17 protein-coding genes are annotated in these 13,545 nt (G+C 35.4%); 9 read left to right on the plus strand and 8 right to left on the minus strand.

What is annotated here, in order from left to right; translation table 11 throughout:
- Positions 1-78 precede the first annotated feature (78 nt).
- A complete protein-coding gene (locus MWJ95_RS08080; RefSeq protein WP_249104958.1) occupies positions 79-636 on the plus strand; it encodes a flavodoxin family protein in 558 nt (185 codons plus the stop codon).
- 181 nt (positions 637-817) lie between these two features.
- On the opposite strand, the gene MWJ95_RS08085 is transcribed toward MWJ95_RS08080, so the two are convergent.
- Positions 818-1,240: a pyridoxamine 5'-phosphate oxidase family protein gene (locus tag MWJ95_RS08085; protein ID WP_249074055.1), complete on the minus strand. Its 423-nt coding sequence runs from the start codon at positions 1,238-1,240 to the stop codon at positions 818-820.
- Positions 1,241-1,399: 159 nt separating this feature from the next.
- Between MWJ95_RS08085 and MWJ95_RS08090 the strand changes: the two genes are divergently transcribed.
- The 3 genes from MWJ95_RS08090 to MWJ95_RS08100 all read left to right on the plus strand — a co-directional run bounded on the left by MWJ95_RS08090 (position 1,400) and on the right by MWJ95_RS08100 (position 3,050).
- A complete protein-coding gene (locus MWJ95_RS08090; protein WP_249105551.1) occupies positions 1,400-2,026 on the plus strand; it encodes a YczE/YyaS/YitT family protein in 627 nt (208 codons plus the stop codon).
- Between the two features lie 144 nt (positions 2,027-2,170).
- Positions 2,171-2,458, plus strand: a complete 288-nt coding sequence (locus MWJ95_RS08095; RefSeq protein ID WP_249074097.1) for a PadR family transcriptional regulator — start codon at positions 2,171-2,173, stop codon at positions 2,456-2,458.
- Entirely contained in the window at positions 2,445-3,050 is a 606-nt protein-coding gene (locus MWJ95_RS08100; protein WP_249104960.1) for a DUF2812 domain-containing protein, read from the plus strand. Before MWJ95_RS08095 ends, MWJ95_RS08100 begins: the two co-directional genes overlap by 14 nt.
- Before the next feature lie 47 nt (positions 3,051-3,097).
- On the opposite strand, the gene MWJ95_RS08105 is transcribed toward MWJ95_RS08100, so the two are convergent.
- The 3 genes from MWJ95_RS08105 to MWJ95_RS08115 form a co-directional block, all read right to left on the minus strand.
- A complete protein-coding gene (locus MWJ95_RS08105) occupies positions 3,098-3,730 on the minus strand; it encodes a 50S ribosomal protein L25/general stress protein Ctc (protein WP_249104962.1) in 633 nt (210 codons plus the stop codon).
- Positions 3,731-3,885: 155 nt separating this feature from the next.
- Positions 3,886-4,803, minus strand: coding sequence for an S-layer homology domain-containing protein (locus tag MWJ95_RS08110; RefSeq protein WP_249074052.1), 918 nt, complete (start codon positions 4,801-4,803; stop codon positions 3,886-3,888).
- A gap of 105 nt (positions 4,804-4,908) precedes the next feature.
- On the minus strand, positions 4,909-5,613 hold the full coding sequence (locus tag MWJ95_RS08115) for a YjjG family noncanonical pyrimidine nucleotidase (protein WP_249104964.1): 705 nt from the start codon (positions 5,611-5,613) through the stop codon (positions 4,909-4,911).
- Positions 5,614-5,855: 242 nt separating this feature from the next.
- On the opposite strand from MWJ95_RS08115, the gene yfkAB reads away from it, so the two are divergent.
- Positions 5,856-6,968 (plus strand): radical SAM/CxCxxxxC motif protein YfkAB, encoded by a 1,113-nt coding sequence (gene yfkAB / locus MWJ95_RS08120; RefSeq protein WP_249104966.1) that lies wholly within the window; start codon positions 5,856-5,858, stop codon positions 6,966-6,968.
- 170 nt (positions 6,969-7,138) lie between these two features.
- Here yfkAB and MWJ95_RS08125 read toward each other — a convergent pair whose 3' ends face one another.
- Positions 7,139-7,489 carry a hypothetical protein gene (locus MWJ95_RS08125; RefSeq protein ID WP_249104968.1) on the minus strand — a complete coding sequence of 117 codons (351 nt, stop codon included), beginning with the start codon at positions 7,487-7,489 and terminating at the stop codon, positions 7,139-7,141.
- Positions 7,490-7,739: 250 nt separating this feature from the next.
- Entirely contained in the window at positions 7,740-8,291 is a 552-nt protein-coding gene (locus MWJ95_RS08130; protein WP_249073854.1) for an Rpn family recombination-promoting nuclease/putative transposase, read from the minus strand.
- 226 nt (positions 8,292-8,517) lie between these two features.
- Here MWJ95_RS08130 and MWJ95_RS08135 point away from each other — a divergent pair, with 226 nt between their 5' ends.
- Positions 8,518-8,823: a hypothetical protein gene (locus tag MWJ95_RS08135; RefSeq protein ID WP_249073853.1), complete on the plus strand. Its 306-nt coding sequence runs from the start codon at positions 8,518-8,520 to the stop codon at positions 8,821-8,823.
- A 268-nt stretch (positions 8,824-9,091) separates the two neighbouring features.
- On the opposite strand, the gene MWJ95_RS08140 is transcribed toward MWJ95_RS08135, so the two are convergent.
- On the minus strand, positions 9,092-10,084 hold the full coding sequence (locus tag MWJ95_RS08140) for an LLM class flavin-dependent oxidoreductase (RefSeq protein WP_249104970.1): 993 nt from the start codon (positions 10,082-10,084) through the stop codon (positions 9,092-9,094).
- A 73-nt stretch (positions 10,085-10,157) separates the two neighbouring features.
- Positions 10,158-10,583, minus strand: a complete 426-nt coding sequence (locus MWJ95_RS08145) for a hypothetical protein (RefSeq protein WP_249073851.1) — start codon at positions 10,581-10,583, stop codon at positions 10,158-10,160.
- 213 nt (positions 10,584-10,796) lie between these two features.
- Between MWJ95_RS08145 and MWJ95_RS08150 the strand changes: the two genes are divergently transcribed.
- From MWJ95_RS08150 to rsiV, 3 genes are all read left to right on the plus strand, one after another.
- Entirely contained in the window at positions 10,797-11,564 is a 768-nt protein-coding gene (locus tag MWJ95_RS08150) for a TSUP family transporter (protein ID WP_249073850.1), read from the plus strand.
- A gap of 543 nt (positions 11,565-12,107) precedes the next feature.
- Positions 12,108-12,626, plus strand: a complete 519-nt coding sequence (locus MWJ95_RS08155; protein WP_249073849.1) for a sigma-70 family RNA polymerase sigma factor — start codon at positions 12,108-12,110, stop codon at positions 12,624-12,626.
- Positions 12,619-13,509: an anti-sigma-V factor RsiV gene (rsiV, locus tag MWJ95_RS08160; protein ID WP_249104972.1), complete on the plus strand. Its 891-nt coding sequence runs from the start codon at positions 12,619-12,621 to the stop codon at positions 13,507-13,509. The genes MWJ95_RS08155 and rsiV overlap by 8 nt, the downstream gene beginning before the upstream one ends.
- Positions 13,510-13,545 lie beyond the last annotated feature (36 nt).

Raw genomic sequence — 13,545 nt, forward strand, 5'->3', positions numbered from 1 at the left:
CCATCGAAACATTCAGCTTTATCGATAATAAAGATAAGTTTACACTAGTTATAACCTTAGAGATAGAGGAGGATTCTTATGAACATCACCGCATTTATTGGTAGTTCTAGAACTGATAGTAATAGTGAACAACTAGCCGATTATGTATTAGAGGGCTTAAACCATAAAAAAATAAATCTGAAAAATTTAACGATTGAGCCCATTTACGATTTGCGCCATGATAACAAAGGTTTCCAGTTTGTAGATGATGATTATGATCAAATTATCCATGCGTTGTTAACAAGTGATATCGTTATTTTTGCCACGCCGATATATTGGTACAGCATGTCAGGCATAATGAAGAACATGGTGGATCGATTGAGCCAGGCTATTCGAGATGAGCGTTTTCCACAGCTAAAAGAAAAATTACAAACTACCGAGGCCATTGTTCTTGCTGTCGGTGGTGACGCACCATATATTAAGGGTCTACCATTGATTCAGCAATTCCAGTATATCTTTGACTTCTTAAAGATGCCGTTCTCCTCGTATATAATTGGAGAGGCAAACAAACCTGGTGACATAAGTCACGATGAACAAGCACTTGCGCAGGCGTCTATTTTAAATAAGCAGTTAAAAGCACGTATCTATCCGATATAAAAAACCGACCTGAAAGCGGCTATGCTTTTAGGTCGGTTTTTTATGTTAAAAGAAAATAATTGAAAAAAATCTTAGTGAAAAAAAACGGGCTATTACTATAGTTAACGCTAGTTTCTGAGAAAGCTATTTCGCTATCCCATGCTTTTTAAATCAAACTGTAATCTAAAAAAACGACCACATTTTAATGGTCGTTTGTAAATTCAAGCTCTTTAGGTGGTTCGCCTTTTTTATTCATCAGGCGCATACGGATTGGCTCAATTTTAAGTGTAATCATTTCATCATGGTTACCAACGAAGATGCTTGTAAAAAATTCGGCTATCTTATTTTTTATTCCTTCCTCTAGAATTTCTGTTAGCTTTCCTTCAATTTCAACGTACGTGTCACCAAAGCCCCCATTTTCGTATCCATATAATATATGTGTATATGGGTTTTTGCGGAGCTCCTCCATTTTTTCAGAATGTTGGTTTGTTACTGTGTATAATACAAAATCTTCATGTTGGAATGTCATATAGCGTGAGTATGGTTTGCCATTCTCCACGGTTGCCATCGTCCCTATTTTTTCACGATTTAAAACTTCTAGTATTTCATCTCGTACAGAGGTCATCTCATCCCATCCTTTCTTATCCCTACTATTTTGTCCTTATTTAGCTTACCTAATCATATTTTTTGAAAAATATGAATTGACAATCTTCGTTTTATTTTAAAATCTATTGTTATAATAATTTGTTGAACAACATGAATTTTTAGAGTGAGGGTTATAATGATGAAGCAAGCATTTTTCACACGGTGTCTGTTCTTCTTAACGGGTATTTTGCTTTTATCCTTAGGTATAACATTGACAATTAAAGGTCAGGTTTTTGGTGTTGGTTCGTGGGATGTGTTACATATTGGGCTAGCTAAAACTTTAGGATTAACCATTGGTACTTGGTCCATTCTCATCGGATTAGCCATTATAGCATTTGATATGGTAGTAACGAAGAAGTTTCCACTTCCCGGTACATTTATAGATATGTTTTTAGCAGGGATTTTTATTGATATTTTTAACTATTGGATTCCAGAAATAGATGGTTTTTGGATGCAACTATTATCTTATATATCTGGCTTAGTATTACTTGGCTGGGGTTGCGGTATGTATATGGTGGCGAATTTAGGGATTGGCCCTCGTGATTCATTAATGCTTCTAATGGTCCATAAACTTGGCTGGAGTGTCACACGCTCTCGAACAACAATGGAAGTAACAGTTGCTATACTTGGTTTTTTACTTGGCGGACCAATTGGAATTGGAACGGCTCTAATGGCTTTTGGGCTAGGGCCAATTGTACAATTTGCTCTTACATTCAACGAGAAATTATTTACGAAATGGACTGGGATCAAAAGCGCCGTGGTATAGCTTACAAGACAATGCAAAAAGTGCATTGTCTTTTTTTATTCAGTTGCAATATACAGTTCAACTATATATAATCAAACTATATAGTTGAACTGTACATGAGGTGAACTTGTGAAAAAACATAAATTACTACCTTTATCCGAAACCATGCATTATATTCTACTCGCCTTACGTGAACCGCTTCATGGCTATGCGATGATGCAAAAAATCGAGGACATGAGCGCTGGTAGTGTAAGGATTGCGGCTGGTACTATGTATGGAGCCATTGAAAATTTGCTGAAATATCATTGGATTGTGCCTGTAGAGACACAGGATACGAGACGCAAGGTTTATCAAACAACAGCTGAAGGACTAGCAATATTAGCGGCCGAGCAACAAAGATTACAGCGCATTTTATCTTTATATGAGGGAGCTGATAGACATGATAAAGTTTAAAATTTTTTTTGATATTGAAAAGGAAGAACAATGGTTAAATCATATGTTGTCCGAAGGATGGGTTTGTGCAAATGTAATTTCTGGAGGCTTTTATACATTTAAAAAGACAGATAATCTTGAACGAGTTATCCGTATTGATTTTCAGCAGGATCTTAAGAAAGAAGAACGCACTAATTATAAACAATTGTATGAGGATTTTGGATGGCAATCATTAAAAGAAAAGTCGTATGATGGTTCTTATTATTGGTTAAAAAGAAAAGATGGCAACGATGAATTATTTTCCGATAATGATTCGCAAATTGCTAAATATAAACGACTAATGAAACATTCCAGTAATTGGGCAATAATCTTTTTTATATGGCTAATGATGTTTTATTCAAATGATAACTTTTATCCTTTCAATATAAAAGACGCTTATTTTACGCCAGGTTTATGGGATAAAGAAGGTTTTTCTTTCGTCTTTTCCTTCTTATTTGAAACACCCCTTGCCATTATGCGGTTTATCGTACCTTGGCTATTTTTCATAACTTTCAGTATGTACGTAATCATGTATTTCCGCTATCGCCAATCCATTCAGCAGTATACAGAATAAACAGCAAGGAGCCGCTTACCACGTGTAAGATGGCTCCTTCTCTGTTTTTATTCTTCTGAAGCAGATGGATTTTTCCCAGTTGCCTCGATTACTTCAGGGGTTCCATCCACTGTGTCTTCCTGCACATTTTCAGCAGCAGGCGGTGTAATCGTCACTAATGTATAGTCATCTTCCTGTAAAATTTCAAAGGAAAACTTTTGACGAATATCTCCTACATAAAGGGATGTTCCGATCGCTACATCCGTCACATCAACCTCTATTGTTTCGGGGATATTTGAAGGATTTACTTTTATTCGAACTTCTCGATTAGGTTGTAATAGGAATCCACCATCCGCAACGCCAATGGCCTTCCCAGTAACCGTTACTGGAATATCAACCTCTAGTTCCTCGGACATATTGATGGACTTGAAATCTACATGCTTTACATTGCCTTTTAACGCACAGCGTTGCACTTCTGTTAATACTGCATTGATCCGTTTACCGTCTACATCTAGTTGAAAGACATTTTTATTGCCAAACTGCGCTAACATTTTTGCAAATTGTCTGGCATCCATTGATACTGCTGTTGATTCCATTTGATAGCCATAAACAACTCCTGGAATAGCACCGTTCTGTCTAAGTTGAGTCAATGACGAATTACGCCCTTTTTCGCGTTTTTTTACAGTTAAAACAGTATTCATCGTATTTTCCCCTTCCATGGAAACTAGTCTCATAAAAGGTTTTGCCCGTTCTATAGATTTTTATACATAGACAAAGTATAGATTTCCCTTACGTTCGTCATTCATGGATCCAACAAAAAAAGCCGAGACGTTTGATGCTCGGCTAATTTTACATATTATAATCTTCCAGCTGCGCTCAAAGTCACTGCTAATAATTTAGCAAACTCTCCACGGCTAATAAATTGATTTGGTAATAAATGAGGACTGTCATTTAGCGCACCGATGGCATACAAAGTCTTAGTATGCTGCAATGCTTCCCCCTGAAGGTAGTAGCCATCCTGATAAGGTAAAACCACATATTCTTTTTCTTGAACATAATCAATAGCTTCTAATGTTCGACCAAGCATTAAAATGGCCTGTTGACGTGTAATTTTTCCATTTGGATCAAATGTAGTTGACGTTTTACCATTTATAATTCCTAAAGAATGTAAGGCACCAACATAACCACTATACCAAGATTTTTTGACATTAATGTCTTTAAATTGTTTTGTCGGTATTTGTTGAAAGCTAAATGCACGGGTTAACAATGCACTAACCTGGGCACGTGTTAAAGAATCGTTGACACCAAAATGATCTGCTGTTTTGCCTTGAACAATGCCCCGCTTCGATAAACTAGTAATATACGAACTATATGGTGAATTTCCTAGATCACGAAAATTATTTGGCTGTGAATAAACAAATGTTAATTCTGCATTATTGTGAATCGTTGCAATTACGCGATCCTTTAAATCTCGATAAGCAACTGGCTCCATTTCACCTTTTTTAACAACCTGTTTTAAGACCCCATTCTGACCATTTTTAAAAATTTCCACTTCTAAGGGCTGACGGTTATTGACAATATTAGCTTTAACACTAAAAGTATCTCCTTTTTCTGATGCGTTAATGGTAGCACCATACGCAGAGTACACTGTCATATTTGGCGTTTGCATATGTACATAATCGGTTGGCTTTTGATAGGCATGTACCTGCATTGGAATGACCAATGCTATACCAAACAATCCTACTAAAACACCCTTTGCTATTTTTCCTTTCATCTTATATCTCCTTTCTTTCCATCTAAGACTGATACTATCTATCCAAAAAACTACACTTCATTTGTTCGGGTTTATGAACAGTTGAAGTGTAGTGAGAATATGTACCTACAAAATTTCGACTTTGTGACCTAATAACAAATGTAAATCATGAAGTTTTTTTATTTCATATTGTGGTTGAATATCGCTTGTATTTTTTATATCACGTATATTAAACCAACATGTATCAATTCCAGCTTGAAGCCCACCTTTAACATCAGATGTTAAGGAATCACCAATAATCAAGGTCTTATCCTTATTTATATGATCAATACGTTCAAAAACATAATCGAAAAAAGCTGGCATTGGTTTTTGGTAGCCTGTTTGCTCCGAGATAAAAATCCCTTTAAAAAATTGTGCTAAATTTGCATCCTCTAGTCGTTTATTTTGGGTCATTGTTTTACCATTTGAAACGACATATAAATCATAGTCATCTGCAAGCTGTTCGATGACTTCATAGGCACCATCTACATAATGATGCGCCTCTTTTAAATATTTTTGGAAAATCGCTTCAAAGTACTCCCCATCCACATCTAGACCGAATTCCTTTAAAGCAATCGAAAATCGAGTATTATGTAATGTATTTTTAGAGATCTCACCACGTTCAAAAGCACGCCACATCGACTCATTAATCTCCTTATAACGGGCAATCATCGTTGGCGTCATAGCAATATTTTCCTGATTAAATAATCGGTCAAGCGCTGCATTTTCAGCTAAGTCAAAATCTAATAATGTATCATCCACGTCAAACAATAATGTTTCATATTTAGTCATGTCATTTCCTACTTTCTTTGGTACTGTATTACCATTTACTCCTTCTATCATAACGTAAATTTACCCATTCATCCACTTTCCAAAATTTTAGGATATTTCATGGAAGGAGGAGAGCTAATATTTCCTTCATTGGGTAACAAAAATGATCATCTTGCCTAAAAATAGCCCTTTCGATAATTTCATATTTGAATTTATTAACGAATATGAGACAATAGAGTGCTAGAAAGGAAGATGTAAGAATTATGACGACCCTACAAAAAATTACGCCTGCCTTTGATCCATGGGAAGCGTATTTAGATGTTGAACAACATGGGCAAATGACCCTATCCAATATTGAATTTACAACAACAACTCTTTGTAATATGCGCTGTTCACACTGCGCTGTTGGCTATACATTACAAACTAAAGATCCTGATGCTTTACCAATTGAGCTAATCATTAAGCGTCTCGATGAAATTCCACACCTTAAAACAATTTCGATTACTGGTGGAGAGCCGATGATGTCTAAGAAATCCGTTCAAAACTATGTATTACCTTTATTGAAATATGCCCATGTTCGAGGAGTACGCACACAGATCAACTCCAACCTGACATTGGAGCCTGAACGTTATTTACTGATTGCCCCTTATTTAGATGTACTACATATTTCACATAACTGGGGTACTATTGATGAATTCGTTGAGACAGGCTTTGCCATGATGGAGCGAAAACCTACTTATGAACAACGTGCAGCTTTATTCCAACGCATGATCGATAACTCTAAAATGCTTGCTGATCACGGCGTAATGGTATCGGCAGAAACAATGTTAAACAAAAAAACTTTGCCGTACTTAGAGCATATCCATAACCAAATCATCAACGAAATGAAATGCGCACGACACGAGGTGCATCCGATGTACCCTTCAGATTTTGCAAGTTCCCTTACTTCGTTATCACTTGACGAAACTCGTGATGCGATTCATCAACTACTTGATGTTAGGGATAAAAATACATGGATGTTATTTGGTACGTTACCCTTCTATCCATGTAGTATGAATGAAGAAGATCAACATCTACTAAAACGATTAAGAGAAGAAAAAAACGTGACAATGCGTAATGATCCAGATGGTCGCTCTCGCTTAAACGTCAATATCTTTACAGGTGATGTCATTGTGACCGACTTTGGCGACACACCTGCACTTGGCAATATTATAAACGATGAATTACCAGCAATCTTTGATAAATGGATGGCTACAGATTTAGCGAAATCACTAAACTGTCATTGTCCAGCGGTAAAATGCTTAGGTCCTAACGTCCTTGTTAAAAATATGTATTATAAAGATACACAGTTTGTTAGTGGCTCAGCTAGAGTGTAACGTGAAAATGTCCAATGCAAATGTATGCATTGGACATTTTTATAGGAGTTATAATTTTTTCGCCTTAACAAAAAGTGTTTTATTAAATCTTGCTGATGGTGCTTTCCTTGCCACCATCAATATAAGACAAAGTGATACTTTAAACGGATTTACCCCTATGACTTAAAGCCTTATTTCTGAGGTGGTAAAGTTAAACTTTTTATTCTTTCAATTTCTTCTCTCGATAATCCTAATAAATCCATAATTTCTTCAATCGGTTCATGACGTTTTAATAATTTTTTTACTAATTCTATTTGCTCTTGTTTACGCCCTTGTTCTAATCCTTGTTCTAAACCCTGTTCCAGTCCTTCTTTCACTCCTTCTGCTTTCCCTTGTTCTCTTCCCTTATTGATCCCATCAATGTAGCGAGCTTCTTCATCTAGGATATACTTTAAGCGAGACTGATAAGCAAGAATTGTTTCAGGGGATTGACTAATTTCTTCCCATGTATTAAATGCTGCACGTAAATTTTCATCTTTCATCGCTAACTCCTCCAATTCTCGATAGATCTCTGCATAAACTTTCTTTTTGCGACCGTCGACCATACCAAGCAATAACAACCATCGATATCAATTATGCCTCGGCATAATTGCGTCTGGAATCGGCTTTGTGCTTAGGCCTACGTGATGCAGGTCAGTTAGCCGTTATCGCATGGATGCGATGATCTTAGGCTAACATCCTCTAAGAACTCCTTTCCGATCCCGTGACATCCGCCGGAGGCTTTAACTTCTTTCAGCTTTTGCTGAAAGAAGTTAATATATCATCAAGAACATCCAGCTTTTCTTCACGCCAAAGAGTAATAAACTTATTCATCTCAATAAAATGAATTTCCAACACATCTTCTTTTGGCATTAACCTCGTTAATATTTTGTCTTCATAAAGATGATACGTACTATGATAAGCTTTATTATCTTTAAACATTGTAAAATTACATATATTGATTGTAATGGTTGGGCGTAACTCACTGTACCCCATCCCTCTAGTTAGTTGTGACTCATACATTTTTGCCCAATAATATAGCGTTCGCTTTGTCATATCATGCTGATTGGATAGTTGAATTTCTACATTAATTAAATCACCATTTTGTGTTTTAACAAGAATATCAAGACGAGATTGTTTATCGTCTTGATATTCACCGCCCAATTCATGTTGAATAAATGTTACTTCTTTAATAGTATCTCTTCCAGTTAGCTTTAAAACTGCATTCAAAAATACAATAGTTATTTTTTTATTTTTCTCACTACCGTTTTCTAATGGAATTCTTCGTATTGCTTTTCGATTCATCAGAGATCACCTCATTTTTATTACTATCATTTATAGTATGTGTAATCTACTAGACCTCTTTACAGCATCAAAAATGTTTTTTGAACATACATTTTTTTAAAGATCCACACTCTTAATATAGACGAGCTTGTTTCCAAAAAGATTTATGTTTTCGAAATAGGTTTATATAACAAGAAATATTTATGAATAGATGGTAAAATAATGACAAAGAATAAGGTGGGATTTGATGGCTGAAAATATTTTATTAATTATTTTAATCATTCCCTTATATGGTTCGATAATTTGGTCTTATTTTTATCCTGAAGAAAGTTTATTGTTCGGAAAAAGGTGGATGTACAAAGAAGAACCAGAGTTATCTAATGCAGTTATCCGTTATACTAAATTTACATCAATGATAGGCATGATTGGATTACCCATCGTTATAATTGGTTTCATCTTTGATATTTTCATTCTTAAATTCTCATTGGCGGGTTTTATTTTAGTAGTGGTAATTGGGGCATTTAAAATATTTACAGATGAAAAAGATTACTAAACCGAAGGAAAATTTCCCAAATGTGATTTGTCATTGAAAAATATGATCTAGGGGGCAGGACGCATTGTAAAAACTCCTTTAAGATCATATTCAAAAAGACAATAGTAACAAAGCGTTTAGAAGCAAATAGATTTAATCAAAAAAGCTATGTTCACGGAACATAGCTTTTTTTGTTATTTTAGATGATTCATAGAGTTTTTCGCTAGCAAATTAGAAACTTCTATTGTTGTTTAGTAGGTTTTGCTTAATGCCACTAACACTGTATAGTTCATATTAATTCCTTTGCCATTAACTTAAAAGTATTCAAGCGACTTTCTAGTGCATATTGATTGCAGTTTAGCATCACTTCATCAAATCCATAATGTTCTTGCTCTGTTATTAAAAATTCAGCGATTTCCTTAGGAGTTCCGACAAGATTGGCTTTTCGATTATTAGCAATTGTCATTTTGTCCATCTCTGACAGTGGATAATCTTTTGCTTCCTCAGGTGACATTGCTTGAATGATTTGTCCTTTCATGAGATGAAGACGTGTAATATCAATTGGCTTGGCCAAATATTCCGCTTCTTCTAAAGTTTCTGCAACTGTCGCCGCATAGGTAACGATAATTTGTGACTTCTCCATATAATAGGACGGTATAAAGTAATCTCTATACGTATCAAATATATCCTTTGACATATTGCCAGTGAAAAACTGTGCATATGAATAACCTACACCAAATCGTCCTGCTTGCATGGCACTTTGACCACTAGAACCAAGCAACCAAGCCTCAGGTAATTGGATATTAACTGGTGCTGCTATCACTTGATCATAGACATCTTCACCTGTTTTTTGATTATTCATCAGTTTTAAAGTTATTTCGAGCTTATCGTATTGCTCGGTAAAACGTTGTCTTCTTCCCTCTGCTAATGCATAAATAGAGGCATGGTCGCCACCAGGTGCTCTACCGACACCAAAATCAATACGATTCGGTGCCAAGCCACTTAACGTTTTAAAAACCTCTGCGAGCTTATATGGAGAATAGTGCATCATCATTACGCCTCCAGTACCGATACGAAGACGTTTTGTTTTCGCTGCTAAGAAAGCGGCTGTAACCTCGGGAGCTGAACTTGCCAACGAATGACTATTATGATGCTCTGCCAACCACATACGATGATAGCCTAGCTCTTCACCTAAAAGTGTAATTTGTTCTGTACGCTGAAAGGCTTCCTCAACCGTATGACCTTTCGGAACAGGCATTTGATCTAAAATACTTAATCTCATTGAAAACACCCTCTCTGTCTAAGCACTCCTCTCTACTGTAATATAGTAAAGTCTTTATACAAAGCAAAAGACCTTACTCATAGGCGAGCCGCTTTGAATGCCATGTTTCATAAATCATGCCAATAAGCAACCGGTTTTGTACGGGACTCAAAACGACATCATTAAATTTCATCGCATAAGCAGTAAATTCTTTTGTTTGTTCATCCACTACGAACTGTAAAATGGCATGTCCTTTCTCACCTTCAAATGTAATATCACCTGATAATTCGACAACATGCTCGCCTGTTTTGGCCTGATAATATCGCCAATATGGTTCAAAAAATGCGTAATTAAATGCATTTCGAACAGAAACATCTGAAAAATTCTCCAAATACCCTTCTTTTACTATATCAATATACTCATTATCTGTTATATCTTTTTTGGCATTATACACACATCCGACAAGTAGCCCCATAACTACTACACAAACAAATACTCTTACATGATTCCCTAAACTCAAATGTCATCATGCCCCCTTAACGAAAAACATCATTAACTACATAATACATTAAAATATACACATAAAGTAGAATATTTTTGAATTTTACAGAATTTAAAAATATCTAAAAAGATCTAATTCTCGCAATTAACAAAAAGAACATTGTAAAGCTATTTACAGTCACTTTTCATTTCGCTACTATAAATTATTATTATAGAAAAGAGATGACCTACTGTGCCTTTTGATTTAGATGTAAACATCTTACTCATTCTTATTTTTTTTGGCTTTCTAGCCGCATTTATCGATTCTGTTGTAGGAGGCGGTGGACTTATTTCATTGCCTGCTCTTATGTTTGTTGGTCTTCCACCATCTGCTGCCGTGGCTACTAACAAGTTAGCGGGCACTATGGGTTCATTAACGAGCACCATAACATTTTACCGCTCTGGAAAATTGGATCTTAGATCGGTTTATATATTGTTCCCTTTTGTTTTTATAGGTTCAATGATTGGTGCATGGATTGTCCATCTTATGGATCCGAGCGTTTTAAAGCCGCTCATGCTTGTCATGCTAGCTGCTGTGGCTATTTATACTATTTTCAAAAAAGATTGGGGTAGCATTTCTACCTATAAAAAGTTAACACCTAAGCGTTTTGCATTTTTTGTTGTGATCATAACCTTCATCGGCTTCTATGATGGCTTTTTAGGACCAGGGACAGGCTCGTTTCTACTATTCGCCTTTTTAATAGTTGGCTTTGACTTTTTAAAATCTGCAGGAAATGCCAAATTTTTAAATTTCGGAAGTAATATCGCCGCCCTTCTTATGTTTATATACTTAGGGCAAATAAATTATGCCTATGGTTTACCAATGGGACTAGCTCAAATTGCTGGTGCAATTGTTGGTTCTAAATTTGCCATAAAACGTGGTAGCGGGTATGTACGTAATTTATTTATCGTTGTGACAATTCTATTACTTTTAAAAAATACATATGACTATTTTTCATAATTGATTCGTTATATCTATTAAAACTAATTTAAGCGATGCAATTATATTCATTGCACCGCTTAAATAGTCAGTAGACACGCTTATTTCGATAACCTTCTTAGGATATGTTTTGGTGTAGTGAATTAAGTTAAGGGCATTTTCTTCGATAAAACATTCTATCAATATAGAAGTTCCCCCTGTGCTTCAAATAACATCCAGGTGTCACAATTTCTAATTTTAACCAATTTACTCTTTCCTCTTTCTAAGCAATTGTAAAAGGTTTATAATTTGCTATGATTTTTCTCCAATTTAAAATTAGTAATGCACAACATTATAAACAAGGAAAGTTGAAATAAAGTACAACTTTAACCAGCGATGGTATTTTTCTTTCCCTTACGGATTATTTTAATTTTACAGTCAGTGAATGCTGAAAAAGTACTCATTACTTATCTTTGAAGAAAAGCAAAATAAGATAAGTTTTTTTTACCTTCAACTTTTTTTCCCCTTTCATACGTCTAGTAGATGTATACAATTTGAAAATGTTAAAAAGGAGCTTCTTTGGACATGAAAACAAGAAATGCATTTCAACATGAAGAGGTGTTTGTCCAGTTAATTCGTGAACAGAAAGAACGTTTTTACTTGCTAGCGTATAACTATACAAAAAATGAACAGGACGCACTTGATGTTGTACAAGACAGTATTCAAAAAGCAATGCTTTCTCTTGATCGACTAGAAAATGTCGAGTATATGAGAAGCTGGTTTTATAAAATCGTCGTACGTACAGCCATAGATTTTTTACGTAAGCATAAACGCTTACAGGTGACAGACGATGATACATTGCAATATTTAACTCCTGCACAAGAGGATGTTTACGAAAACGTTGATTTAGAGCATGCGTTAGATGAATTACCTATAATGTATCGTGAAGTTGTCATTTTACACTATTTTGAAGACTTAAAGCTCGCTGATGTTGCAAATATCCTTAACATTAAGCTGAGTACCGCTAAATCACGTCTTTATAAAGCGTTAAAACTATTGAAAATCCAATTACAAGATGTGAAGGGAGAAACAGCACATGGATGAAAAATTAAAAGAATTAGAAAAGCAATATAATGAGGTATCTATCCCAAAGGAGCTTGATTTTGTAGTTGAAAACGCTCTAAAACAAGGTAAAAAGAAAAGAAAAAAACGAGCACCACAATGGTTACTTGGATCCGCGGCGGCCGCAATGCTTTTTACAGCTGGTTTAAATGTCAGCCCTGCGATGGCTAAAACACTTTCAGACATTCCGGTTGTTGGTAGCGTTGTTAAAGTCTTAACATGGACTGAATATCAGGTAGCAGAGGACTCCTATGATGCTGACATAAAAGTTCCTTCTATTGAAAACCTAGACAATAAAGATCTTGCTAATGCTTTAAATGAAAAATACCGTTCTGAAGGGAAAGCTCTATATGATGACTTTATTGCTGAAGTAGGCGATTTAAAAGCTAACGGAGGCGGGCATTTGGGAATAGACAGTGGTTATGATGTGAAAACAGATAATGATCAGATCTTGTCTATTGGTCGTTATATCGTTAATACAGTTGGATCTTCTTCTACAGTCATGCACTACGACACAATTGATAAACAAAATGAAATTTTAATTACACTACCGATGCTATTCAAAGATGATCATTATATTAAAACGATCAGTGAAAACATTAAGGAACAAATGCGTGAACAAGCTGCTGCATCTAACCAAGAAAAGGTATACTGGTTAAAAGGAGCAGGTATTCCTGATGAAGAGCTTTCAGATGAATTTACAGCTGTTAAAGCCGATCAACAATTCTATATTTCCGATAAAGGTAAGCTTGTTATCTCCTTCGATAAATACGAAGTAGCGCCTGGCTATATGGGTGTTGTGGAATTCGAAATTCCAACTGATGTCTTAAAAAATGATCTTGTAAGCTCTACGTATATTCATTAATCATTTGACTATAGAGTGAAACTTTTATCTGTGGGG

Origin of the sequence: Lysinibacillus sp. Bpr_S20, from assembly GCF_023337835.1 — a bacterium.
Taxonomy (GTDB): domain Bacteria; phylum Bacillota; class Bacilli; order Bacillales_A; family Planococcaceae; genus Lysinibacillus.

What these genes read in the sequence shown, in the direction of transcription:
- MWJ95_RS08080 (WP_249104958.1), top strand. Translation starts at nt 79, where the DNA reads ATGAACATCACCGCATTTATTGGTAGTTCTAGAACTGATAGTAATAGT.
- MWJ95_RS08085 (WP_249074055.1), bottom strand. Translation starts at nt 1,240, where the DNA reads ATGACCTCTGTACGAGATGAAATACTAGAAGTTTTAAATCGTGAAAAA.
- MWJ95_RS08090 (WP_249105551.1), top strand. Translation starts at nt 1,400, where the DNA reads ATGAAGCAAGCATTTTTCACACGGTGTCTGTTCTTCTTAACGGGTATT.
- MWJ95_RS08095 (WP_249074097.1), top strand. Translation starts at nt 2,171, where the DNA reads ATGCATTATATTCTACTCGCCTTACGTGAACCGCTTCATGGCTATGCG.
- MWJ95_RS08100 (WP_249104960.1), top strand. Translation starts at nt 2,445, where the DNA reads ATGATAAAGTTTAAAATTTTTTTTGATATTGAAAAGGAAGAACAATGG.
- MWJ95_RS08105 (WP_249104962.1), bottom strand. Translation starts at nt 3,730, where the DNA reads ATGAATACTGTTTTAACTGTAAAAAAACGCGAAAAAGGGCGTAATTCG.
- MWJ95_RS08110 (WP_249074052.1), bottom strand. Translation starts at nt 4,803, where the DNA reads ATGAAAGGAAAAATAGCAAAGGGTGTTTTAGTAGGATTGTTTGGTATA.
- MWJ95_RS08115 (WP_249104964.1), bottom strand. Translation starts at nt 5,613, where the DNA reads ATGACTAAATATGAAACATTATTGTTTGACGTGGATGATACATTATTA.
- yfkAB (WP_249104966.1), top strand. Translation starts at nt 5,856, where the DNA reads ATGACGACCCTACAAAAAATTACGCCTGCCTTTGATCCATGGGAAGCG.
- MWJ95_RS08125 (WP_249104968.1), bottom strand. Translation starts at nt 7,489, where the DNA reads ATGAAAGATGAAAATTTACGTGCAGCATTTAATACATGGGAAGAAATT.
- MWJ95_RS08130 (WP_249073854.1), bottom strand. Translation starts at nt 8,291, where the DNA reads ATGAATCGAAAAGCAATACGAAGAATTCCATTAGAAAACGGTAGTGAG.
- MWJ95_RS08135 (WP_249073853.1), top strand. Translation starts at nt 8,518, where the DNA reads ATGGCTGAAAATATTTTATTAATTATTTTAATCATTCCCTTATATGGT.
- MWJ95_RS08140 (WP_249104970.1), bottom strand. Translation starts at nt 10,084, where the DNA reads ATGAGATTAAGTATTTTAGATCAAATGCCTGTTCCGAAAGGTCATACG.
- MWJ95_RS08155 (WP_249073849.1), top strand. Translation starts at nt 12,108, where the DNA reads ATGAAAACAAGAAATGCATTTCAACATGAAGAGGTGTTTGTCCAGTTA.
- rsiV (WP_249104972.1), top strand. Translation starts at nt 12,619, where the DNA reads ATGGATGAAAAATTAAAAGAATTAGAAAAGCAATATAATGAGGTATCT.